At 62.5% G+C, this 24,278-nt stretch carries 19 protein-coding genes and 1 other RNA gene; 6 read left to right on the top strand and 14 right to left on the bottom strand.

The annotated features are described in order from the left end of the window. Nucleotides 1–4 precede the first annotated feature (4 nt). The 8 genes from ACXJKO_RS04000 to ACXJKO_RS03965 all read right to left on the bottom strand — a co-directional run bounded on the left by ACXJKO_RS04000 (nucleotide 5) and on the right by ACXJKO_RS03965 (nucleotide 8,131). A complete protein-coding gene (locus ACXJKO_RS04000; protein ID WP_457089786.1) occupies nucleotides 5–1,435 on the bottom strand; it encodes a UDP-N-acetylmuramoylalanyl-D-glutamyl-2,6-diaminopimelate--D-alanyl-D-alanine ligase in 1,431 nt (476 codons plus the stop codon). Then, the gene (locus tag ACXJKO_RS03995; RefSeq protein WP_457089840.1) at nucleotides 1,432–2,895 is read right to left on the bottom strand and encodes a UDP-N-acetylmuramoyl-L-alanyl-D-glutamate--2,6-diaminopimelate ligase; all 1,464 of its coding nucleotides are present in this window, start codon (nucleotides 2,893–2,895) and stop codon (nucleotides 1,432–1,434) included. The genes ACXJKO_RS04000 and ACXJKO_RS03995 overlap by 4 nt, the downstream gene beginning before the upstream one ends. Next, nucleotides 2,895–4,643, bottom strand: coding sequence for a peptidoglycan D,D-transpeptidase FtsI family protein (locus ACXJKO_RS03990; RefSeq protein WP_457089839.1), 1,749 nt, complete (start codon nucleotides 4,641–4,643; stop codon nucleotides 2,895–2,897). Before ACXJKO_RS03990 ends, ACXJKO_RS03995 begins: the two co-directional genes overlap by 1 nt. Nucleotides 4,644–4,666: 23 nt before the next feature. Further along, a complete protein-coding gene (gene ftsL, locus ACXJKO_RS03985; protein WP_457089785.1) occupies nucleotides 4,667–5,062 on the bottom strand; it encodes a cell division protein FtsL in 396 nt (131 codons plus the stop codon). Continuing rightward, nucleotides 5,059–6,108 carry a 16S rRNA (cytosine(1402)-N(4))-methyltransferase RsmH gene (gene rsmH / locus ACXJKO_RS03980; RefSeq protein ID WP_457089784.1) on the bottom strand — a complete coding sequence of 350 codons (1,050 nt, stop codon included), beginning with the start codon at nucleotides 6,106–6,108 and terminating at the stop codon, nucleotides 5,059–5,061. Before rsmH ends, ftsL begins: the two co-directional genes overlap by 4 nt. Then, nucleotides 6,105–6,602, bottom strand: a complete 498-nt coding sequence (gene mraZ, locus ACXJKO_RS03975; RefSeq protein ID WP_457089783.1) for a division/cell wall cluster transcriptional repressor MraZ — start codon at nucleotides 6,600–6,602, stop codon at nucleotides 6,105–6,107. The genes rsmH and mraZ overlap by 4 nt, the downstream gene beginning before the upstream one ends. Nucleotides 6,603–6,912: 310 nt before the next feature. Continuing rightward, nucleotides 6,913–7,292, bottom strand: an RNA gene (gene rnpB / locus ACXJKO_RS03970) — RNase P RNA component class A. Nucleotides 7,293–7,339: 47 nt separating this feature from the next. Next, complete coding sequence (locus ACXJKO_RS03965) at nucleotides 7,340–8,131, bottom strand: transglycosylase SLT domain-containing protein (protein ID WP_457089782.1); 792 nt, start codon at nucleotides 8,129–8,131, stop codon at nucleotides 7,340–7,342. 290 nt (nucleotides 8,132–8,421) lie between these two features. On the opposite strand from ACXJKO_RS03965, the gene ACXJKO_RS03960 reads away from it, so the two are divergent. The 6 genes from ACXJKO_RS03960 to ACXJKO_RS03935 all read left to right on the top strand — a co-directional run bounded on the left by ACXJKO_RS03960 (nucleotide 8,422) and on the right by ACXJKO_RS03935 (nucleotide 13,767). Next, a complete protein-coding gene (locus ACXJKO_RS03960) occupies nucleotides 8,422–8,700 on the top strand; it encodes a hypothetical protein (protein WP_441983726.1) in 279 nt (92 codons plus the stop codon). A gap of 106 nt (nucleotides 8,701–8,806) precedes the next feature. Next, nucleotides 8,807–9,532, top strand: a complete 726-nt coding sequence (locus ACXJKO_RS03955) for a TerB family tellurite resistance protein (protein ID WP_457089781.1) — start codon at nucleotides 8,807–8,809, stop codon at nucleotides 9,530–9,532. Between the two features lie 4 nt (nucleotides 9,533–9,536). Then, a complete protein-coding gene (locus tag ACXJKO_RS03950) occupies nucleotides 9,537–10,304 on the top strand; it encodes an N-acetylmuramoyl-L-alanine amidase (protein ID WP_457089780.1) in 768 nt (255 codons plus the stop codon). Between the two features lie 81 nt (nucleotides 10,305–10,385). Further along, nucleotides 10,386–11,801 (top strand): efflux RND transporter periplasmic adaptor subunit, encoded by a 1,416-nt coding sequence (locus ACXJKO_RS03945; protein ID WP_457089779.1) that lies wholly within the window; start codon nucleotides 10,386–10,388, stop codon nucleotides 11,799–11,801. Between the two features lie 11 nt (nucleotides 11,802–11,812). Continuing rightward, entirely contained in the window at nucleotides 11,813–12,538 is a 726-nt protein-coding gene (locus tag ACXJKO_RS03940; RefSeq protein WP_457089778.1) for an ABC transporter ATP-binding protein, read from the top strand. Continuing rightward, nucleotides 12,535–13,767: an ABC transporter permease gene (locus tag ACXJKO_RS03935; RefSeq protein ID WP_457089777.1), complete on the top strand. Its 1,233-nt coding sequence runs from the start codon at nucleotides 12,535–12,537 to the stop codon at nucleotides 13,765–13,767. Before ACXJKO_RS03940 ends, ACXJKO_RS03935 begins: the two co-directional genes overlap by 4 nt. A gap of 55 nt (nucleotides 13,768–13,822) precedes the next feature. Here ACXJKO_RS03935 and metH read toward each other — a convergent pair whose 3' ends face one another. The 6 genes from metH to ettA all read right to left on the bottom strand — a co-directional run bounded on the left by metH (nucleotide 13,823) and on the right by ettA (nucleotide 23,853). Further along, nucleotides 13,823–17,578, bottom strand: a complete 3,756-nt coding sequence (metH, locus tag ACXJKO_RS03930) for a methionine synthase (protein WP_457089776.1) — start codon at nucleotides 17,576–17,578, stop codon at nucleotides 13,823–13,825. Nucleotides 17,579–17,677: 99 nt separating this feature from the next. Beyond that, a complete protein-coding gene (gene metF / locus ACXJKO_RS03925) occupies nucleotides 17,678–18,583 on the bottom strand; it encodes a methylenetetrahydrofolate reductase [NAD(P)H] (RefSeq protein WP_457089775.1) in 906 nt (301 codons plus the stop codon). Next, nucleotides 18,583–19,596, bottom strand: coding sequence for an ArsR/SmtB family transcription factor (locus ACXJKO_RS03920; RefSeq protein WP_457089774.1), 1,014 nt, complete (start codon nucleotides 19,594–19,596; stop codon nucleotides 18,583–18,585). The genes metF and ACXJKO_RS03920 overlap by 1 nt, the downstream gene beginning before the upstream one ends. A gap of 67 nt (nucleotides 19,597–19,663) precedes the next feature. After that, a complete protein-coding gene (locus ACXJKO_RS03915; RefSeq protein WP_457089773.1) occupies nucleotides 19,664–20,545 on the bottom strand; it encodes a DMT family transporter in 882 nt (293 codons plus the stop codon). Nucleotides 20,546–20,556: 11 nt separating this feature from the next. Next, complete coding sequence (locus ACXJKO_RS03910; protein ID WP_457089772.1) at nucleotides 20,557–22,035, bottom strand: AMP nucleosidase; 1,479 nt, start codon at nucleotides 22,033–22,035, stop codon at nucleotides 20,557–20,559. Between the two features lie 165 nt (nucleotides 22,036–22,200). Continuing rightward, nucleotides 22,201–23,853, bottom strand: coding sequence for an energy-dependent translational throttle protein EttA (gene ettA / locus ACXJKO_RS03905; protein ID WP_457089771.1), 1,653 nt, complete (start codon nucleotides 23,851–23,853; stop codon nucleotides 22,201–22,203). Nucleotides 23,854–24,278 lie beyond the last annotated feature (425 nt).

The following is a 24,278-nucleotide window of genomic DNA, read 5'->3' as shown; positions in this document are numbered from 1 at the left end:
GTACTCATCCTTTCAGCGCGTGCGCAACTTGGCCCGCGCCGTAACGTTCTTTCAGGGCCTTGACGATCAAGGCCATCTTCATGCTGAGCGACCCCTTCACCATCACCGCATCGCCGGGGCGGACAACAGCACAGACCGCGTCCACGAGCTCGGCCGAAGTCTCGGTATGGAGCGCAACTTTCGCCTTCGGAAGCTTGTCCACGAGGTTCTTCATGAGAGGGCCTGCCGCGAACACCAGATCAATGGCGTTGCCTTCGACGGCTTCCATGAGACGTTCATGCAGGCCAGGACCTTTTTCTCCGAGTTCCTTCATATCGCCCAGCACGGCAATGCGCTTAGCTTGACGATCAAGCTCCACCGCGCCGAGATTGGACAAGGCCGCGCGCATGGAGGCAGGATTGGCATTGTAGCTCTCGTCGATCAGGAGCGCCTCCCCATCACCGATGGAAAGCATGGTCCGCTCACCGCGCCCGATGGGCGGCTTCAACTCGGTGAAAGACAGAGCGACCAGAGCGAGATCGGCGCCAAGGGCGTGGGAGGCCGCAAGCACGCTTAAGGAATTCAGCGCGATATGCCGACCGGCCGTGCCGATCTTATAGGTCAGGGGCTGACCGAACACGGTAGCTTCGACGATGGATTGATCGGGCCTCACGAGAATCCGCTCGGCGCGAATATCGGCCGTCTCATGCTCGCCGAAGCTCACCACGCGGCCCGCAGCGGACGCAAAGGCATGTGCCTTCATGCGCTCGAAATACGGGCTGTCGCGGTTGATCACCGCCGCACCACCGGGCTCGACGCTTGAGAAAATTTCCCCTTTGGCATCCGCGATACCCCAGAGCGAGGGAAAGAATTCAATATGCACCGGCTCGATGGTGGTGATCACCGCCACATGCGGACGGACCATGCCGGTAAGCGGCAGGATCTCGTAGGCATGGTTCATGCCGATTTCGAAGACTCCAAATTCGGTTTCGCGCGGCATGCGCGCGAGAGTGAGCGGAACGCCCCAATGATTGTTGTAGGAAGCAACCGATGCATGGGTCGCACCCTGGCGCGAGAGCGCAAGGCGCATGGCCTCCTTCGTCCCGGTCTTGCCGACAGAACCGGTGATGGCGACAATGCGGGCATTCGTTCGCCTGCGGGCAGCCTCACCCATCCGGCGCATGGCATCGAGCACATCCGGCACCACGATGAGCTTATCGGAGGAAAAGGAAGCTGCCTTCTCTTCCGACACGACAGCGGCGGATGCGCCCTTCTCCAGCGCGGCAGGAACAAAGTCGTGCCCATCATGCACATCGCCCTTGATGGCGAAGTAGAGATCACCCGGCTCCAGCGTGCGTGTGTCGATGGACGCACCGGTCGCATGCGTGAAGCCGCCGCCGATGCAGGCACCGGTGGCGGCAACGATCTCATCCTTGGTCCAAAGGGGTGAACTCATCCCTGCCTCTCCGCAATGGCCGCCCGGACTTCATCGTGATCCGAGAACGGCAGGGTCCGGTCGCCGATGATTTGGCCCGTTTCATGGCCTTTGCCGGCTACGACGAGAATATCGCCTCTTTGCAACTCCTTCACCGCCGTGTGGATGGCAAGCGAACGGTCGCCGATCTCGCGGGCACCCACGGCGCCTTGCATGACTTCGGCGCGGATCGCAACTGGGTCTTCCGAGCGAGGATTATCGTCCGTGACGATGACCTCATCCGCCTTCTCGACGGCGATGCGGCCCATGAGCGGACGCTTGCCCTTGTCGCGATCACCGCCGCAGCCGACGATGCAGACGAGCCTGCTCTTGGCGAAGGGACGCAGGGCATCGAGCACATGCGCCAGGGCATCGGGCTTGTGCGCGTAATCGACGATGCAGATCGCGCCATCGACCTCGCCCACCTGCTCCAGACGGCCGGAGACGCCTTTGAGATTCTTGAAACCGTCGAGGATCGCGGCGAGCTTCTCCTCGCCTTCGACGGCAAGGACGAGGCCTGCGGCGACCAGCGCATTTTCTACCTGGAATGCACCGAGAAGCGGCAACGCGGTGCGGTAAGTTTTCCCGAACGCCTCGATGGTGAGAGCCTGCGAGAATCCTTCCGACTTCACGTCGACGAGGCGCAGGGTCTCGCCTGCGCTGCCGGTGGTGATGAGCGGCAGGCCGCGGTTCTTCACGCCCTGTAGGAATACATCCGCATAAGGACCGTCGGCATTGATGATCGCTGGGGCGTCGCTCGGCAGAAGCGTATCGAACAAGCGCAGCTTCGCGGCCGCATAGGCTTCCGTGGTGTTGTGATAATCCAGATGATCGCGGCCGAGATTGGTGAAGCCTGCGGCGCTCAGAGCAACACCGTCGAGCCGGCGCTGATCGATACCGTGAGACGAAGCTTCCATGGCAAGACGCGTGACACCGTCGCCAGTGAGGCGGTCGAGAGTTTCGTGCAGGGAAATCGGATCGGGCGTCGTCAGGGAGCCATAAGCTGCGCCATCCGAGGTGATGACGCCGAGTGTGCCGAGGCTTGCCGACTTATGACCGAGATGCGCGAAAAGCTGACGCGTAAAGTCGGCCACTGAGCTTTTGCCGCTGGTTCCGGTGACGGCAACCGTCTTCTCAGGCTGGCGCGAATAGAAGCGCGACGCGGCATGAGAGAGAGCCTCACGCACATCGCCGACGCGGATATAGGCCACATTCGCTGCAAGATCGGACGGGCGCTCCGCCTCGCCCACGATGGCCGTGGCACCAGCGGCCACAGCCTGCGGCACGAAGCTCATGCCGTCTACCTTTGTACCCGGCACCGCGAAGAAGATCGTATTGCGCTCGACCTTGCGGCTGTCTGAGGCAAGCTTGGAAATAGAGACCGAGGCTTGCGAAAGCGCCTGTGCCTCGTTGAGCAGATCTCCGAGCTTCATGGTCCGCATCATGGCTTGCTGCCCCATGCACCGAGGCGCGACATCAGGGGGAACGGCTGCGCCGGTGCTTCGAAGCGCGGCGGCACGCCGAGGAGCGGCGCAACGCGCTCGATGATGTTGCCGGTGGTCGGCGCGGCGTTCCAGCCTGCGGTCGAAAAGCCATAAGTGCCTTCAACCGCCTGCGGCTCGTCCATGATGGTCAGGAAAACATATTTCGGCTTGTCGGAAGGCAAAACCGCCGTGAAGGTCGTAAAATTCTTGTTCTTGGCATAGCGGCCGTTGATCACCTTTTCCGCCGTGCCGGTCTTGCCACCCACGAAGAATCCGGCGATCGCCGCGTTGGAGGCAGAGCCTTCCGGATGCGTCGCGTTCAGACGCATCACATAGCGCATCGCCTCGCTCGTTTCGGGCTTGAGCACCTGCATGGCATTCTTGCGGGCTTCCGCCGCGTCGCGCTTCAAGAAGGTCGGCTTGATCATCACGCCGCCATTGACGAGCGAACCCACAGCCATAAGCGCCTGGAGCGGCGCGACGGCGAGGCCGTGCCCGAAGGCGATCGTCATGGTGTTCAGCTCGCCCCAGCGCGGCGGAACGATCGGCGCGGCATTCTCGGGCAACTCGGTTTCGAGACGCGTGAGCTGGCCCATCTTGCGCAGGAAAGCCTTGTGGCCCTCAACGCCGATGCCGAGACCCATGCGCGCGGTGCCGATGTTGGAGGAGTGCACGAACACTTCGGGCGTGGTCAGCACGCGATGTGTCGCGTGATAATCGCCAATGGTGAACTTTCCATAGCGCAGGCCCGAGCGCGCATCGAAGGTGGAGTTGATGTTGTACTTCCCGGAATCGAGCGCCATGGCTACCGTGAGGGCCTTGAAGGTCGAGCCCATCTCGAACACGCCGACATTGATGCGGTTGATCTTGTCGTCCGCCAGCGCATCGACCGGGTTGTTGGGATCGTAGTCCGGCAGGGACACGAGCGCGATGATCTCGCCCGTGTTCACATCCAGGATCGCGCCCGCCGTCGCCTTGGCCTTGAACTTGGCCATGCCTTTTGCCAGCTCATCACGCAGCGCATGCTGCACACGCAGGTCGATGGAGAGCTGAATGGGCTTGAGGTCGGCGGCGGAGATATTGAAGCCCGCGCCGTTGAGGTCCTGCAACCCCATGCTGTCGATATATTTCTCGATACCGGCAATGCCGACGTTGTCCACGTTGGCGAAGCCGAGCACGTGGGCAGCAGCCTCGGCGTTCGGATAGACGCGTTTGTTTTCGGGCAGGAAGCCGACGCCGGGAATGCCGAGGCGATGCACTTCCGCCTGCTGGCGTGGTGTGATCTCGCGCTTGACCCACACGAAACCCTTCTTGGTTCCGAGCTTGTTGCGCAGGTCCGTGGCATCGAGATCGGGCAGGACGGCAGTGAGCAGCTCGACTGCCTCGTCCTTGTCGATGATGTTGCGCGGCTCCGCGAAGACGGAGACCATCTTCACATCCGTGGCGAGAACCTCGCCGTTGCGGTCCACGATGTCGGGGCGTGCGGCTGAAATTTCGGAGGATGCGGCGCGGCGCACCTCGCTCGTGTTCTCGCTCGTCACCGCAAGATGCACGAGGCGTCCGCCGATCACGGTGAAAAGGCCCATGAAGCAGAAGGCCGCAAGCCCTACGCGCGACGTGCTCTTGTCGAGGCGCAAGCGAAACAGCTCGCGGGCATGGGAGAGAATGCCACGCTTCCGGGGAAGGCTCTTACCCTGCGGTTCGATATGAGGCTCTTGCAGCACGGGCGTTACCGTCTTGGGGTTTGGGTCGAGGGAGTACGGGCGACGCTGGTCCTATCCTTCGGCGTCGCCGTCGGTTCAAGCAGGCCGAGCGCCTCGAGCTTGCGGCCGATCTCGTCACCACGGTCGGGACGGTTCGGCAGGTCGGAGAGACGGGCGAGCTGCTGGATCTTCAACGCTTGAAGGTCGAGATGCTGGTCCGCTGCAGCCTGAAGGCGGTCGGGACGGTCGAGATATTGCCATTCCGCCTGCAGCACCGCGATAGCCTCGCGCTCGCGCTGCGCCTTCGACTTCAGCTTTGCCACCTGCTCGGAATAGAACAGCGTGTCGTACTTGACCGAATAGGCATAGCCCGCCGATCCGATCAGGGCGGAAATCGCAACGATGTGGAGCAGCTTGCTCATCGCCGCCCTCCCTTTTTCTCAGCTGTCTGCGGCAGCTCGGCCAACATGGTGATGGCGCTCAGAGGTTCCTGTGCCGGCGTCTCGGTGCGCGCGCCTGCCCGCAGCTTCGCGGAACGGGCGCGCGGGTTGCGCGCCATCTCCTGCTCGCTTGGGCCCACAGGCCCGCGCGTGATCGCATCGAATGTCGACTCGGCGGTGGCCTGCATCGGCATGTGGCGTGAGCCGCTCGGCGTGCGTCCCGTGCGGGCGGCGAAGAACTGCTTCACGATACGGTCTTCGAGCGAGTGGAATGTCACGACGACGAGGCGCCCGCCGGGTTTCAGAATGCGCTCGGCCGCATGCAGCGCACGCACCAGTTCGCCCAACTCGTCGTTGACGGCGATGCGAAGCCCCTGGAACACACGCGTTGCCGGATGAATGCCGCCCGGCTCCTGCCAGATGAGGGATGCGACGAGATCGGCAAGCTGCCGTGTCGTCTGGAAAGGTTCGCGGCGCCGCATCTCGATGATGGCGCGCGCAACCGCGCGGGCGCGGCGCTCCTCGCCATAATGATAGAAGATATCCGCGAGTTCGGCCTCGGAGGATTCATTGATGAGATCGGCAGCGCTCGGCCCATTCTGTTCCATGCGCATGTCGAGCGGGCCATCGTTGCGGAACGAGAATCCGCGCTCGGCCTGATCGAGCTGCATGGAGGACACGCCGATATCGAGCACGACGCCATCGACATTCTCGAAGCCCTGCTCGCGCGCAAGCTCATCGAGATCGCCGAAGCGTCCCGACACCAGCATCAGCCGCTTCTTGAATTTTGCCGTGAGAGATGCGCCGCCCGTAATCGCATCGGGATCGCGGTCGATCGCGATCACCTTGTTCTGAGGGTGTGCATCGAGAACGGCGCGCGTGTATCCGCCTGCGCCAAAGGTGCCATCGATAAARAGGCCACCGCGCTTCACATCGAGCGCATCGCACACCTCCGCCAGGAGCACGGGAACGTGACGGGTCGGTCCGCCAGCGGCTCCGGCTTCTGGGCCGTCGCCGCGTCCCATCATTGCTCCCGCACTCCTGGTGAGGTGTTCTGCACTATTCGTGGCTCCACGATCCGGTTTCCGAGAGATTTCTTCAGGTCCCTGACCTTCGTGCGCGCCTCCTCCAAGTGCGCACGGAAACGCTCCGGCTCCCAAATCTGGAACTTGTGACCGAGTCCGACGAACGTCACCGTATCGCCAATCCCGGCATGTACTTTCACTGAGTCCGTCAGGATGACACGCCCCTCCGGATCGACTTTGAGAATCTCGCTGGTACCGAACAATGCCGTCGACAGCTGGTCTCTCTCGTCCGAATAAGGCGACAGCGTCGACAAGAACGCATCGATTTCGTTCAGAAGCGTGTTGCCACCTGCGTCCAAAGCCTGCGCATCGAGCGCGGGATGAACGTAGAGACCCTCGAATCCATCCCTGGCCAGAACGGCCCGGAAGGATGCGGGGATCGAGACGCGACCCTTCGAATCCAACTTGTTGGTGAAATTGGACACGAAGCGGTTCATTGGCCGCAGCTCGCAAGCTCCCGATTGTCAGCCCCCCGACAGGCTTTGTCTGCCTGCCACCCGTTGTCGGCGAAAACGCTTCAGTCCGAAGCAGGATGTCAGCGCTTTTTGAGCGCTTCACGTCCCCTTCGGAGAACACCGTCGACGGGATGGTTTGGGATAACATGGGATATTATGGGCGTCAACGGAACGGGACTGGGACGCGAGCCTTCTGACCCGCATCTCCCATCAGACGCATTTAGGGTTAATGAATCGTAAGCAGACCAACGGTTTGGTCCGCTTTGTCGCAGAATTGAGCCTGTGGAAAGATGGGGTCAGCTGGCCTGTAAGCCGGGTTCTGTAGGGCCCAAAGTCTAAGACTTCGGACGTGGCGGCCATTCCTCTGGGACGGTCATTGCTGACCGCCTCGAGCAACCAACCCGGACGACCAGCCTGGAAGCGGGCTTGGCGCGAGCGCCTGTCGTCCCTATTCGGTTTTGCTCCTGGTGGGGTTTACCGTGCCGTCCGCATTACTGCGTCCGCGGTGCGCTCTTACCGCACCCTTTCACCCTTACCCCGTATACGGGGCGGTCTGCTTTCTGTGGCACTATCCCTGGGGTCACCCCCGCCGGACGTTATCCGGCACCTTGCTTCCATGGAGCCCGGACTTTCCTCCCCGAGCGAACTCGAAGCGGCCGCCCGGCCAGCTGACGGATGGGATGTGGTGCGAAAGGCAGGCCCGCGTCAAGGCCGCCTGATCATTCGGCAGCGGCGGTGAGCACTTTCACCTTCGCGCAATAGACCCGCGAAGCGCCGGTCATGGTCGTCGTGCGATGGCCGAACTGATAGCGCAGGATCGTGCCGCAGGTGTCGCCGCTGGCGAGCTTGTAAGCCTGCGCAAGATATTTCAGGCCGTAGCGCAGATTGGTCTCGGCATCGAAGAGGCCGGCCGCATCGCCTTTGTAGCCAAGGGATTGAGCCGTGCGGAAGTTGATCTGGGTCAGACCAAGATTCGGGCCGTTGCGGGCGCCCGTATTGTAGCGGCTCTCCAGACGCACCACCGCATCGGCCAGCTCATACGGAATCCCATGCTCGGACGCATATTGCGCGATCAGGGGCTTCAGGGCGCTGGAACGGGCCTCATCGGCCCTGCCGCGCGGAATCGCAAGCTTCTGGACAGTGGGAAGCGACGCAGTCTCCTCGGCCTTGCCTTCGTCGGCCTTCGTTTCGACCGCCTTGGCCTGAGTCGCGGGCTTTACAGCCTCGGGAGAAGTCGCGGCAGAAACGGCGGCTTCCTTCGTCTTTTTCTTATCGGCGGATTTGGCGGACTTGCCCTTCTTGTCAGACTCCCCCGCCTTGGCGATCTCCGCTTCCTGAGCGGCAAGCTCTGCCTCGAAAGCAGCCTTTTCCTCGGCCTGGGCCTTCACGAGGATTTCAGCTTCCTGGGGAGAAATGAGATTACTTTCCGCACGTGCATGGGAGGCAAGAGCCAGTGCCGAAGCACCGAGGAGAGCAACCATCAGGGTCCTCAGAAAATGCTGCCAAGTCATTATTGAACTCCTGATGGCATACGCTACGGGGGCGCGGTCGGTGAATGCCAAATAAGGCGAAGATGTGACAATGCAAGTCGAAACTTTGTTCGCCCAATGCTGGCTTTCCAAGGGGCAATGCTCAGAAAATGCGGCAATTCCGGTTATTTTTAGCCTAAAACCAGCCAAAATTTTTCGACATATTATCCACCTTACAAGGAACTTCTTCTTTGTCGGGGAGTTGGCGACAGCGTAAGGTCAAGCTAAGTAGGGCTGGGCAGCCTACAGCCCGATAGAACAGGGAAGCCTCCATGAAGAAGATTATTACAGCAATTGCGGCGGGTGCTCTCACCCTCTCAATGGCAGCTTGCAACACTCCTGGTGAGCGCGCCGTCGGCGGCGCTGCCATCGGCGGCCTCGCTGGCGCTGCTATCGGTGGTGCGGCTACCGGTACTGCGGGTGGCGCCTTGGCTGGTGCTGCCATCGGTGGTGCAGGTGGCGCAATTGTCGGGGCTGGCACGGCTCCGCGCGGCCCGGCCTGCCCCTACGGAACCTATCAGGACGTGTACGGCAACGTTTACTGCCGTTAATCGCCATCCTCACATTGAATTTAAGGGGCCGAGACGTTCTCGGTCCCTTTTTCTTTTAGCCGGCCCTTTTCTTTTTTAAGGACTTGAGCGTACCACTGATACCAAGATGATTCAGTCGATTTGGGGTAAGCTGGGAGGTGCCGGTCTTGGCCTGGCATTGGGAGGGCCGATTGGCGCCCTCCTGGGCGGCGTCGCCGGACACATGCTCATTGATCGTGAAGGCGCCCCGTTCGGGAAGCCGCCGCGCGATGTCCTTTTCACCATGGGGCTCGTGGCCTTGGCCGCGAAGATGGCTAAGGCCGACGGCGTCGTGGTCGATGTGGAGGTCAAGGCCTTCGAACAGCTCATCGACGTGCCGGAAGGCGAGCACAACAGAGTCCAGAGCCTGTTCGAACTCGCCATGCAGACCTCCGACGGCTTCGAGGCTTATGCCCGCCAGATCGGCGAAGCCTTCAAGGATGAGCCCGCCCTCCTCGAAGACGTGATCGACGGCCTGTTCCACATCGCCAAAGCAGACGAGGCGGTGCATGAAGCCGAATATGCCTATCTGCGCGACGTGGCGACGATCTTCGGGTTCTTGCAGACGGACTTCGAGCGCATCGCCGCGCGCCATGTCAGGCGCTCCGACGATCCCTACTTCATCCTCAAGGCCGACCGCAGCATGAGCGACGACGAACTGAAGCGGCATTACCGCAAGCTCGTGGCCGAGAACCACCCCGACCGGGAGATCGCCCGCGGCCTGCCGCCGGAAGCGATCAAGATCGCGACTGAGCGCGTGGCCGTCATCAATGCCGCCTGGGAGCGCATTGCCGCCGAGCGGAATCTCAGGTGAACCGATGAGCGCCCCCCTGTCCCCCGAGAGCTCTATTGCCGCGAAGGTTTTCCCCTCGCCCAATCATGGGGAGCGCAAGGACGGCCAGCGTCCGAACATGGTGATCCTCCACTACACGGGCATGCCCGATGAGGGCGAAGCCTTGATGTGGCTGTGCAATCCGGTCTCGCAGGTTTCCGCGCATTACTTCGTGTTCGGCGACGGGCGCGTGCTGCAGCTTGTGCCGGAAGCCCGCCGCGCCTGGCATGCGGGCGCCTCCTCCTGGGATGGGGAGATCGACATCAACTCCTGCTCCATCGGTATCGAGATCGCCAATCCTGGCCACCCCGGCGGGCTCCCGCCCTTCCCGGATGCGCAGATCGAGAGCGTCGCGGCGCTTACCAAGGACATCGTCACTCGCTGGCGTATTCCCGCCACCCGCGTGCTTGGGCACTCCGATGTAGCGCCCGGCCGCAAGGTCGATCCCGGCGAGATCTTTCCCTGGAAGCGCCTGCATGAAGCCGGTGTCGGCCATTGGGTGCCTTCCGCTTCCATGAGCGACGGCCGCTTCTTCTCGCGGGGCGACCAGGGCATGCCCATCGAGGCATTGCAGGCCATGCTGGTCATGTATGGCTACACCTTACGGATCAACGGCGCCTTCGATGAGGACACGGAGAAGGTCGTCACCGCCTTCCAGCGCCATTTCCGCCCGGAGCGCGTTGATGGCGTGGCCGATGCGTCCACGATCATGACCCTGCGCGATTTGATCGCGAAGCGACCGGCCGGCGCATGACAAAGAGTTAACTCGAAACATTTTGGGAAATCGGCCACAATCGCCGCTCATGAACATCTTCGTCGTGAAGAGGGTTTTAACGTGCGGCGTTTCCGAGTTTGGTTGATCATTGCCGTGCTTGCGGCAGGCCTAGGCAGCTTTGCCTTATGGGGCACGGGCGGCGGCAAGGCATCGGACCAGGCTTACCGCCTCGGCACCGTCGAGCGCGGCTCCATCACCGCCAGCGTTCGCGCAACCGGCACGCTCAATCCCGTCACGACTGTCCTTGTCGGCTCCCAGCTCTCGGGCCAGGTGGTCGAGATCCTCGCCGACTACAACACGCCGGTGAAGGAAGGCCAGGTTGTCGCCCGCCTCTATTCCGAACAGATCAAATCCCGCCGCGATGCCGCGCTGGCCGACCTTGCGCAGGCGAGAGCCGACCTAGACACCAAGCGCGCGCAGATCGACAAGGCGCGCTCGACCTTGCAGCGCGCCGAAGCGCAGGCCACCGACCTGAATGCGCAGCGCGATCGTACCCAGGCGCAGCTTGCGGATGCCCAGCGCACGCTGGAGCGCCAGCAGGAACTGACCACGCGCGCGGTCGGCACGCAGACCGCGCTGGAGCAGGCCGGGACGCAGGTTGATGTCCAGAAAGCAAACATCGCTTCCGCACTCGCCCAAATCGATTCCAACCGCGCGGAGATGGAAGGTCTAAAGGCGGATATCGCACTCGCCGAAGCGGGCCTTGCATCCGCGAATGCGGTGATTCTTCAGCGTCAGGCCAAGCTGCGCGACATCGAGATCGATCTGGCGCGAACCGACATCAAATCGCCTGTCGAAGGTGTGGTCGTGAAGCGCGACATCGAGCTTGGCCAGACGGTCGCCGCTTCGCTCTCCGCACCGATCCTGTTCACCATCGCGCAGGATCTGCGCGAGATCGACATCTACGCCAATATCGACGAAGCTGATGTGGGCCGCCTCAAGGCCGGGCAGAAGGTGTCCTTCACCGTCAACGCCTATCCGAACCGCACTTTTGCGGGCAGCGTGCGAATGGTGCGCCTCAGCGCGCAGACCGTGCAGAACGTGGTGACCTACACCGCGGTGATCACCGTCAAGAACCAGGATCTGTCTCTTCTGCCCGGCATGACGGCGAACCTGCAGATCATCACGGATGAGCGGGAAGATGTGCTGCGCATTCCGAACGCTGCTCTGCGCTTCCGTCCTACCGTGGCGGTGGCAGCCATGACGGAAACACAGACACGCCAGCGCCGTCCGCGCGGCGACGTGCAGGATCAGGATGAAGGCAGCTTCGGACGCATCTACCGGATCGGAGCCGACGGCAATCCGCAAGTCATTCCCGTGCGTCTTGGCGTGACCGATGGAAGTTACACAGAGATCGTCCGTGGCGACGTGCAGGAGGGTGCCGCCGTCATTACCGGGGCGCAGCGCGGTGGGAATGCGGAAGAGGGGAGCGGCCCAGCCCCGAACCGCCGGCCCCGTCCACCGCGCATGTTCTAAGAGGATACGCCATGGCCCTGATCGAAACGCACGATCTTCGGCGGATCTACGATCTCGATGCAGGCCGCGTCGTGGCGTTGGATGGCGTCTCGCTCAACATCGACAAGGGGGACTTCGTCGCCGTGATGGGCCCCTCCGGTTCGGGCAAATCGACTTTCATGAATCTCATCGGCTGCCTCGACAAGCCGACGAGCGGGCACTACCGGCTGGCCGGAACGGAGGTTGAAACGCTCGATGCCGATGGACTCGCGCGCCTGCGCAACCGCGAAATCGGCTTCGTGTTCCAACAGTTTAATCTGCTGCCCCGCATCGACGCTCTCAGCAATGTGGAACTGCCAATGGTCTATGCGGGCATGGACCGCAAGACGCGTCGTGAACGCGCCCTGAATGCGCTCGACCGCGTAGGCCTTGCGGAGCGCGCCCACCATCGCCCCATGCAGCTCTCCGGCGGGCAGCAGCAACGTGTCGCGATTGCGCGAGCGCTCGTGAACAGCCCAAGCCTTCTTCTCGCGGACGAACCGACAGGCGCGCTCGACAGCCGCACGGCCAACGAGATCCTGAGCCTCTTTCAGGAACTCAACCGCGAGGGCGTCACCATCGTGCTCGTGACGCACGATGCCGAAGTGGGCCGCCATGCTCGCCGCCTCGTGCGCTTCAAGGACGGCAAGGTCATCGAGGATCACCGGCAGGAGCCGGTCGATGCGCGGCGTGAACTTGCCGAGGAGATTGCGCGATGAGGCTGATGGAAGCGATCCGCTCCGCCCTCTCCGCAATCATGGCGAATGCGCTGCGCAGTCTCCTCACCATGCTCGGCATCGTCATCGGTGTGGCCGCCGTCATCGCCATGGTGGCCATCGGCTCCGGCGCGCGCAACCTCGTCGACCAGCAAATCCGTTCGCTCGGTGCGAACCTTGCCATCGTCACGCCGGGAAACGTGACGCAGGGCGGCGCGCGCCTTGGCGCGGGGGCCGCCTCCTCGCTCACGGATGAGGATGCGCATGCTATCCGCACAGAGGTCGACGGCGTGGTTGCCGCCGCTCCCTTCGTGCAAGGATCAACCCAGGTCGTTGCCGGCGGCAGCAACTGGGGCACGCGCATTTACGGCATCGATCTCGACTGGTTTTCCGCCCGCGAATGGGATGTCGCGACCGGACGCGGTTTCGACCCTGAAGAGATCCGCCGCGGCGACATCGTCATCCTTCTCGGACAGACGGTTGCCCGCAACCTCTTCGGCGAGGACGATCCCATCGATCAGGTCGTGCGCGTGCGCAACGTGCCCTTCCGCGTGATCGGCGTGATGGCTCCGAAAGGCCAATCCGCCTTCGGTCAAGATCAGGACGATGTGGTCTTCGTTCCGCTCGATGCGGGCCGCCGCCGCGTGATCGGCCGCAACTACGCCAAGGACGGGTCGGTAGGTTCGATCTTCGTGAAATTCGCGAACGAGGAGGATATCGAGCCGGGCATCGAGACCATGAACCAATTGCTCCGCCAGCGCCATCGCATCACCGGCGAGCAGGAGGACGATTTCTCCATCCGCAACCTGACCGAGATCGCCAACACAGCCTCGGCTTCAGCCAACACGCTCTCCATGCTGCTCGCAGCCGTCGCCGCCGTGTCGCTGCTCGTCGGTGGAATCGGTATCATGAACATCATGCTGGTTTCGGTCACCGAGCGCACCCGCGAAATCGGCCTGCGCCTGGCGGTMGGCGCACGCCCACGCGATATCCTGAGCCAGTTCCTGATCGAGGCAACCACGCTCTCCACCATCGGCGGAGCTATCGGCATCGCCCTCGGTGCAGGAACCGCCTACGCAGTCGCCCAACTCGCCGGCTGGCCCTCGCTGGTTTCCACCAACGCCATCATCATCGCCGTCGGCTTCTCGGCGCTCGTCGGCATCTTCTTCGGATTTTACCCGGCGCAGAGAGCCGCGAAACTTGATCCCATTGAGGCGCTACGGCGGGAATAGAAATGCGTCATTCCGGATCGACTTCGCCGTCCGGAATGACAGTTCTGTCTGATGCCTACTCCGCCGCCATCGGCCGGTAATTTGCCGGATCGTAGTTGAGGATCGGCGCGAGCCAGCGCTCGACTTCCATCACGCTCATGCCCTTGCGGTCGGCGTAATCCTCCGCCTGATCACGTTCCACCTTGGCGACGCCGAAGTAATAGGCTTCCGGATGCGCCAAATAGAGGCCGGAGACGGACGAGCCCGGCCACATCGCGTAGGATTCCGTCAGCGTCACGCCGATGCTCTTCTCAGCATTGAGCAGGCTGAAGATCGTCGCCTTTTCCGTGTGGTCGGGCTGCGCGGGATAGCCTGGGGCCGGGCGGATGCCGTTGTACTCCTCGCGGATCAGATCTTCGTTGGTGAGATTCTCCTCCGGCGCATAAGCCCAGAACTCCTTGCGCACGCGCTCATGCATGCGCTCGGCGAAGGCCTCCGCCAGACGATCCGCAAGCGCCTTCACGAGAATGGAACGGTAATCATCGTTCGCGCGCTCGAACTTTTCCGCGATCCGTACTTCCTCGATGCCGGATGTYACCACGAAGGCCCCGACCCAATCGGACTTGCCGCTTTCGGCGGGCGCGACAAAATCGGAGATGCAGACATTGGGCTTGCCGTCGCGCTTCGAGAGTTGCTGGCGCAGGCCGTGGAAAGTGGCGAGCGTCTCGCTGCGGCTCTCGCCTTTATAGAGGCGAATATCGTCTCCCACCGCGTTCGCCGGCCAGAAGCCGATGACCGCCTTCGGATTGAACCAGCGCTCCTCGACCAGCTGCTTGAGCATGGCTTGCGCATCGTCCCACAACTGGCGGGCGGCCGCGCCCTGCTTCTCGTCTTCAAGGATCGCAGGATAGCGGCCCTTGAGCTCCCAAGTCTGGAAGAACGGCGTCCAGTCGATATAGGGGACAAGCTCACCCACATCGTAGCTGCGGAACACGCGTGCGCCGGTAAAGGTTGGCTTGGCCGCCCGGTACGAGTCCCAATCAAGTTTCATCCGGTTGGCACGCGCCTTCTCGATCGGCAGGCGCTGCTTGTCGACTTCCGAGCGGGCATGGGCGTCAGCCACCTTGCGGTATTCGCCGCGCAGGGTCTCCACGTAGTTATCGCGCATGTCGGGTGACAGCAGGGATGAGACCACGCCCACCGCGCGGCTTGCATCCGTCACGTAGACGGCCTGTCCCTTGTTGTAGTTCGGATGGATCTTCACCGCCGTATGCACGCGGCTTGTGGTGGCGCCGCCGATGAGGAGCGGAATGTCGAAGCCCTCACGCTCCATCTCGCTCGCCACATGCACCATCTCGTCCAGCGACGGCGTGATGAGGCCGGACAGGCCGATCACATCCACCTTCTCCTTGCGCGCGGTCTCCAGAATTTTCTGGGCTGACACCATGACGCCGAGATCGATGACCTCGTAGTTGTTGCAGGCCAGAACTACGCCGACGATGTTCTTGCCGATATCGTGCACGTCGCCCTTCACAGTCGCCATCAGCACCTTGCCAGCGGCGGAACGCGCCTCGACGCCCGAGATTCGCTTCTCTTCCTCCATGAATGGCATGAGATAGGCGACCGCCTGCTTCATGACGCGGGCAGACTTCACCACCTGCGGCAGGAACATCTTGCCTGCGCCGAAGAGATCGCCCACCACGTTCATGCCGGCCATGAGCGGGCCTTCGATCACGTGCAGCGGGCGCTCGGCCCCCTGGCGCGCTTCTTCCGTATCCTGCTCGATATATTCCGTAATGCCGTTGACAAGCGCGTGCTCGATGCGCTTCTCGACGGGCCAGGAACGCCATTCGAGGTCGGCCGCCTTCACAGTGCCGGTGCCATCGCCCTTGAAGCGGGGAGCAACTTCCAGCAGGCGCTCCGTCGCGTCGGGACGACGATTGAGAACGACATCCTCGCAGAGCTCACGCAGTTCAGGATCGATCTGTTCATAGACCGCGAGCTGGCCCGCATTCACGATGCCCATATCCATGCCGACCTTGATGGCATGGAAGAGGAACACGGAGTGCATCGCCTCACGCACCGGCTCGTTGCCGCGGAAGGAGAACGAGAGGTTCGACACACCGCCAGAAATGTGAGCGTGGGGCAGCGTCTCGCGGATGATGCGCGTCGCCTCGATGAAATCGACGCCGTAGCCGTTATGCTCCTCGATGCCAGTAGCGACCGCGAACACGTTCGGATCGAAGATGATATCTTCCGGCGGGAAGCCGACCTGCTCGGTGAGGATATTGTAGGCGCGCGTACAGATCTCGACCTTGCGCTCTCGCGTGTCGGCCTGTCCTTGCTCATCGAAAGCCATAACCACGACGGCAGCGCCGTAGGATCGGCAGATACGCGCATGCTCGATGAACGCCTCCTCGCCCTCCTTCATGGAGATCGAATTGACGATGGCCTTGCCCTGGATGCACTTGAGACCGGACTCGATCACGTGGAATTTCGAGGAATCCACCATCACCGGAACGCGAGCGATATCGGGCTCGGCAGCGACGAGGTTGAGGAACTCCACCATCGCCTTCTCGGAATCGAGCAGGCCCTCGTCCATGTTGATGTCGATAATCTGCGCGCCGTTGGCCACCTGATCGCGGGCCACATCGAGCGCGGCTGCATAATCGCCGCTGGTGATGAGCTTGCGGAACTTGGCGGAGCCGGTGACGTTCGTGCGCTCGCCAACGTTTACGAACGGAATCTCGGAGGTCAATGTGAAAGGCTCGAGGCCCGCCAGATGCATGAGCGGCGCCGGTTTCGGCACCTTGCGCGGAGTCTTTCCGGCAACGGCTTCAGCGATGGCGCGAATGTGCGCGGGCGTGGTGCCGCAGCAGCCGCCGACCACGTTGACGAGGCCAGCATCGGCGAAATCCGCGAGCATATGCGCCGTCGCCTCAGGGCTTTCGTCATACATGCCGAATTCATTCGGCAGACCGGCATTGGGGTAGGCGCAGACGAGGGTATCGGCGACCTTGCCGATCTCCTGGATATGGGCGCGCATCTCGCGCGCGCCGAGAGCGCAGTTGAGGCCGATGGAGAACGGCTCGGCGTGGCGCACGGAGTACCAAAAGGCGGAAGGCGTCTGGCCCGAAAGCGTGCGGCCGGACAGATCCGTGATCGTGCCGGAGATCATAATGGGCAGCTTCACGCCCTTTTCGGCAAAGACCTGCTGGGTGGCCACAATCGCAGCCTTGGCGTTGAGCGTATCAAAAATGGTCTCGATGAGGATGATCTCGGAGCCGCCGTCGATAAGTCCCCTCACCTGCTCGGCATAGGCATCGCGGACCTGATCGAAGGTCACGGCGCGATAACCTGGGTTGTTCACGTCGGGAGAAATGGAGAGCGTGCGGTTCGTCGGTCCGATGGCGCCGGCCACGAAGCGGCGACGTCCGTCTTCCTTCTGCGCAATCGACGCGGCCTCGCGGGCAAGGCGTGAGCCGTGGAAGTTGAGATCGTAGACGATCTCCTCCATGCCATAATCGGCCTGGGCGATGGAGGTGCCGGAGAAAGTGTTGGTCTCGACGATATCCGCGCCCGCTCGGAAGTAATCGAGGTGGACATTGCGCACCGCATCGGGCTGCGTGAGAATGAGAAGATCGTTGTTGCCCTTGACGTCGTGGCTCCAGTCTTTGAACCGCTCGCCACGGAAATCCTCTTCCGAGAAGCGCGAGCGCTGGAGTTCCGTTCCCATCGCGCCGTCGAGCACGAGAATGCGCTTGGAGGCTGCTTCGCGAAGCGCCCTCAGGATGTCAGCGCCATTGGCGGGAGCGGGAGTGAACGCGGTCATTATTCTGTTCTCTTCTCATCAGCCGAATCCGCTTCGGCCATTCGTGTCTCTCGACACGTCGTCAAGGCAAGTGCCCGGCTGAACCGGGCATCAGGATTGTCAGGCAGCAGCCTTCACGCTCTGATCGCGAAGCCCCAGCAGGTGACAGATGGCATAGACGAGATCGGCGCGGTTCATGGTGTAGAAGTGGAACTCGTTCACGCCGCGATCGACGAGATCGATAACCTGCTCGGCAGCAACGGCGGCAGCCACGAGCTTGCGGGTATCCACATCGTTGTCCAGCCCCTCGAAGCGGGCGGCCAGCCATTCGGGAACACTTGCACCTGTCTTGGACGCAAAGTTCGCGGTCTGCTTGAAGTTCTGCACAGGCACGATGCCGGGAACGATGGGAATATCGATGCCGCGTGCGCGGACACGGTCAAGGAAGCGGAAGTAATGATCGTTATCGAAAAAGAACTGCGTGATCGCGCGATCCGCGCCACAATCGACCTTGGCCTTCAGCGCATCGATATCGGCATCGAGCGATGCGGCTTCCGGGTGCTTTTCCGGATAGGCGGAAACGGACACCTCGAAATCGCCGATGGCCTTGATTCCGGCAACCAGATCGCAGGTCTGGTGATAGCCGCCAGGATGCGGCTCGTAAGCCGTGCCAATACCGGCGACGGGATCGCCGCGCAGGGCCACGATGTGGCGCACGCCCGCATCCCAATAGGATCGCACGACCTCGTTCACTTCATCCTTGGTCGCTGCCACGCAGGTCAGGTGTGCGGCAGGCTTGAGGTGCGTTTCCTGCACGAGGCGCGACACGGTGGAATGCGTGCGCTCGCGGGTGGAGCCGCCCGCGCCGTAGGTCACGGATACGAATTGCGGGTTGAGAGGGGCGAGACGCTGGATCGAGGCCCAGAGGGTCGCTTCCATCTCTGGGGTCTTCGGCGGGAAGAACTCGAAGGACACTTTGATAGGCTGAGCAGGCTGCCGGCTGGGGCGCAGAGTGAGCGGGGACATCAGGCGACCTCTCTATCGGGTTCACTCAAAGGCCAATCCGTCACGACACGGCGATCCTGGCCAAGCCAAAGGGAAACGGTCAATTGCTCCTCGCCCTTCTTGGGCGGAGCGATCTCCCGGGTCAGGGTACAGTCGAGGCCGGCTTCATCGAGCCAGCCTGCAACTTGAGACGGCGCGAAGCCAAGGCGGCGGTGAGCCTGTGCCTCGCGCAGGAATTCCAATTTGTGAGGCGCGAAATCCACCACGAGGATGCGCCCGCCCGGGGCCACAAGACGCGCAGCCTCGCGGATCGCCCGTGCGGGATCGTCGAGGTAATGCAGCACCTGATGGATGATCACGAGGTCAAAAGTGTCGCGGGTGAAGGGCGGCGCGTAGATATCGCCCTGCCGCAGCTCGATGCCGCGCAGGCCGGCCTTTTCGAGGTTCGAGCGGGCAACTGAGAGCATCGCGTGGCTGGCATCGAGCCCGACGGTGCGTGCAGCGCGAGGTGCAAGGAGTTGCAGCATGCGGCCGGTACCGGTGCCGAGATCGACGAGATTGCGGATCGGCTTCGATCCAAGCACATCCAGAGCTGCCGCCTCCACCACCGCTTCCGGCGCATGAAGAGACCGTATGCGGTCCCATTCGGGCGCGAGGCGCGAGAAATAGGCCTGGGCTACCTGGGAGCGCTGAGCGCGGACGCCCTCAAGCCGCGTGCGATCCTCCAGCAACTGCGGGTCGGAGCGGTCGAGGCTGTCCAGAGTCGGTCGGATGATCTGCAGGGCTACACCCCGGTCGGTCAGGCGGAAGAAGGCCSAGGCGCCCTCGCGGTGGCGTTCGACAAGACCGGCCTCGACGAGCAGCTTGAGATGGCGAGAAATGCGTGGCTGGGACTGGCCGAGGATGTCGGTCAGATCGGACACCGACAACTCTCCTTCAGCTAGGAGAGCCAGGATGCGAAGGCGCGTCTCCTCGGCGGCCGCCCGAAGGACGTCCAGCGTTAGGTCCAGCGATGGAGCTTCTTTTTCGGCCATGAGTCCAACTCGGTCCTACATATAAACATATATTTATATGTACTTTGAACCGAGAGCAAGCGAAGGCTTAGGGCCTGGATTGGCGAACCTTGGCCTTATTGGCAGCGATCACGAGCACAAGCACGGCACCCGCGACGAACCAGGCTGGAAGGCCGATCGTTTCCCTGTTCAGAAGGGCAGCGAACAGGAGCGTAATGAATGTCTGAAGTAGTTGGACCTGACTGACATGGGCGATACCGCCGAGAGCCAAACCGGCATTCCAGGCGAAAAAGCCGAGATACTGGCTCATGAGAGCCACATAGATGAAGCCGATCCAGCTCCAAGCGGGAATAGACCCAGGTTCATCCGGTATGGCCCATAGGGCCAGGGGCACAGTAACCGGCAGCGCGATCACCAGAACCCAGGAGATCACCTCCCACCCTGCCATGCCTGAGCGCACGAGCTTGCCGGAGAGCACATAGCCGAGGGCCGAGGACAAGGCGGCTGCAAGCAGGAACAGATCCCCCTGCCCCAGCGCCCCGCCGCCTTCATAGAGCGTGAAACCGATGACGAGGCCCGCGCCGGCCAAGGCTGCCAGCCAAAAGGCGGCGCTGGGACGCTCGCCCGCAATCAAGGTGCTGATCGCAGAAGTGGCGAGCGGCAGGATACCGAGCACAACGCCGCCATGTGAGGCCGGAACCCTCTTCATGGCGAGCGCCGTGAAACCCGGAAAGCCTCCGACGAGACAAAGGGCGACAAGCGCCATAGTGACCGCAAGCCGAGGCTTCGGCCATGGCTTGCGCAAGATGAGCAATGTCGAGAGAGCGAGAAGCCCCGCGACCGCCGCGCGCCCTGTGGTGACGAAGAGCGGGCTCAAATGCTCGACCGCGATATGCGTGAACGGCAGYGTGCCGGCGAACACGCACACGCCGACAAAGCCCAGCAGGAGGCCTAGGGTTTCACGGGGCATCCGTGCGCAGCTTACCGGAACGGCGGTTCGTCGAAGCTGCGCAACTTGCGCGAATGCAGCGACGAGCGTTGTTCGCGCAGGATGTCGATGGCGGAGAGGCCGATCATGAGATGCTCGCTCACGGCCCGCTCGTAGAAAGCGTTCGCCGCGCCCGGCAGCTTGATCTCGCCATGGAGCGGCTTGTCGGAGACGCAGAGCAGAGTGCCGTAGGGAACACGCAGGCGGTAGCCCTGTGCCGCGATGGTGCCGCTTTCCATGTCTACCGCGATGGCGCGGGACAGGTTGATCTGGCGGCGCTCCTGGCTCCAGCGGAGTTCCCAGTTGCGGTCGTCATAAGTCACGACCGTGCCGGTGCGCAGGCGCCGCTTCAGCTCCTCGCCGCGCTCGCCGGTGACCTTCACCGCCGCATCCTGAAGAGCGACCTGGATTTCTGCGAGAGCCGGCACCGGAATGTCCGGCGGCACCGCCGCGTCGAGAATGCGGTCGCGGCGCAGATAGCCGTGAGCGAGCACATAATCGCCGATGGATTGCGACTGCCGCAGGCCTCCGCAATGGCCGACCATGAGCCAGCAATGGGGACGCAGAACCGCGAGATGGTCGGTGATGTTCTTGGCGTTGGACGGGCCGACACCGATATTCACCAGCGTGATGCCCTGCCCGTCTTTGCGGAACAGGTGATAGGCCGGCATCTGGAACCGGTGCCAAGGCGATGATGCGATCAACTCCTCGACAGCGGCCTCATTGAGACCGCGTTCGATGGTGATGCCGCCGGGCAGGATAAGCTTGCTGAAGGGGCTTTTCTCGTCCGCCAATTCCTTGGCGGCCCAGCGGATGAACTGGTCCACATAGCGGTGATAGTTGGTAAGCAGAATCCACGGCTGCGCCGAGCGCCAGTCGCTGCCGGTGTAATGGATCAGTCGACGCAGGGAATAATCCACCCGCGCGGCATCGAAGAGAGACAGCGGACGCGGCTCATTCTCGTGGAAGACCCAGGTGCCGTCGGCGATCTCGTCACCCACCTTGGTAAGAAGTGGTGTCGGAAAATGCTGCGCCAGTTCGGCGGCGGAATGAGCGCCGCGCCCCAGCTCGTCGCCACGCTCGAAGATATACGGATAAGGAATTTCCTGGTCGCTCACACCCACCTGGAGTGTCGCACCGTAGTCGCGCACGAGGTAGTTGAGCTGTTCCAGCAGGTAGTTCTTGAAGAAGGCCGGTTGCGTGATGGTGGTCGCGTAGACGCCGGGCCCCTGGAATTTGGCATAGGCCCGCTGCTTGACCGGTGGCACCGAAGTCGCCCGATAATCAACCCGCAGCTCCRGATAACGGAAGCGGGACCGCTCGAGCGGCGTAGGAGGCGTTCGGGTGGCGAAGAAATGCTCCAGGGCATGGCGCTGCGCCTCGATGGCGCTGTCGTGGAGCGTGACAAGCCGCTCAACGGCTTCTTCGGGCGTTGCAACGGATTCGAAGGCGAGGGAGTGATCAGCTGGCACGGGATAAGTCTCTTCTTATGTTCGTGCCTCAAGGGTCATACACTGTTTCGTGGAAGAACCCAACTCCCTTGATGAATTTGCCGAGCAACACCGCCAAAAAGAAAAGGCGGAGCGGCTTGTAAAAACCGTCTCCGCCAATGCTAGGGCAGGCCAAATCCCGCCGGATTACCGCGAGAACTTCTTGTACTTGATCCGGTGCGGGATCGTGGAATCCGTTCCGAGGCGGCGCTTCTTGTCCTCCTCGTAATCGGCGAAGTTACCCTCGAACCATTCCACGTGGCTATCACCCTCGAAAGCGAGGATATGCGTGGCGATACGGTCGAGGAACCAGCGATCGTGCGAGATGATGACGGCGCAGCCCGCGTAATCCTCCAGCGCCTCTTCGAGCGCACGGAGCGTATCCACGTCGAGGTCGTTGGTCGGCTCGTCGAGGAGCAGGACGTTCGCGCCGGACTTGAGGATCTTGGCGAGATGCACGCGGTTGCGCTCACCGCCCGAGAGCACGCCCACCTTCTTCTGCTGGTCGGAGCCCTTGAAGTTGAAGGCGCCGCAATAGGCGCGGGCATTGATCTCGCGCTTGCCGAGATAAAGGATCTCGTTGCCACCGGAGATCTCCTCATAGAGCGTCTTGTTGGGGTCAAGCGAGTCGCGGCTCTGGTCCACATAGCCGAGCTTCACGCTCTCGCCGATGGTGATCGAACCCTCGTCCGGCTGCTCCTGGCCCGTGATCATGCGGAACAGGGTGGTCTTGCCGGCGCCGTTCGGCCCGATGATGCCCACGATGCCGCCCGGCGGCAGCTTGAACGACAGGCCGTCGATGAGCAGCTTGTCCTCGAAAGCCTTCTTCAGGCCGTCGAACTCGATGACGTTGTTGCCCAGGCGTTCCGCAATCGGAATGATGATCTGAGCCGTTGTCGGGCCCTTCTCGTTGGCCTTCGCCACGAGATCCTCATAGCGCTGGATACGCGCCTTCGACTTGGCCTGGCGGGCCTTCGGCGAAGCGGAGACCCATTCGCGCTCGCGCTCGATGGTGCGCTGGTGAGCCGCGTCCTCGCGGCCCTCCTGCTCGAGGCGCTTCTGCTTCTGCTCGAGCCAGGACGAGTAATTGCCCTCGTAGGGAATGCCCCGGCCACGATCGAGTTCGAGAATCCAGCCCGTCACGTTGTCGAGGAAGTAGCGGTCGTGGGTCACGATCAGGATCGCGCCCGGATAATTGCGCAGGTGGCCTTCAAGCCAACCCGTCGTCTCGGCGTCCAGGTGGTTGGTCGGCTCGTCGAGCAGCAGCAGTTCCGGCTGTTCCAGAAGCAGCTTGCAGAGCGCCACGCGGCGGCGCTCACCGCCGGAGAGCTTGTCCACCGCCCAATCGTCCGGCGGGCAGCGAAGCGCGTCCATGGCCTGATCGACCTGGGAATCGAGATCCCACAGGCCCTTGGCCTCGATCTCGTCCTGAAGACGGGTCATCTCGTCCGCCGTCTCGTCCGAGTAGTTCATGGCGATCTCGTTATAGCGGTCGAGCAGCGCCTTCTTGGCGGCCACGCCCTCCATGACGTTCTCGCGGACGTTCTTGGTCGGATCGAGCTGCGGCTCCTGCGGCAGGTAGCCGACGCGGGCGCCCTCGGCCACCCAGCCCTCGCCGTTCCAGTCGGTATCGGTGCCGGCCATGATGCGCAKGAGGGTCGACTTACCAGCGCCGTTGACGCCGAGCACGCCGATCTTGGCATCCGGGTAGAAGGAGAGATGGATATTGTCCAAGACCTTCTTGCCGCCCGAATAGGTCTTGGTAAGGCCACGCATGTGGTAGATGAATTGACGGGACACGGGAAAAAGTCCTGTTGCTGACGATCGGTTGAAAGGGGTTGGCTGTCAGTTAGCAGGGGCAGCCTGCCGGGGCAAGGCGAAGAGCGCGGCCCATGAAGCCGAACGGCATGCACCTTTGTCCTCGGCGCTTTTCGGCGTCCGAGGGTGACAATCGAGGAGGCGCGAGGAGCGGTCCGGCTCGATGATGATGGTGAGGGAAGAGCAGGACTGCCCCTCGCGCACGGCTTCTTTAGGCGGACAGGCGCGACTTGGCCCATGCACTGCCCGAGGCGGACACCGTCTGAAGTTACGGGCGGCCTCGGACCAGAACTGAACCCAGCCTCTCGCCTGGGCCTCCCGTCACGGAGGATTGCGTCCCCTCCGCACGAGACCGTGCCCGATCCCACAATCACGACGCCTCGCGAGCGCGCCCCTCGGTGGGCCGG

This window comes from Microvirga sp. P5_D2 (assembly GCF_054049475.1).
The sequence above is the reverse complement of the archived record's forward strand: the minus strand, read 5'-3'. Positions and strand labels throughout refer to the sequence as shown.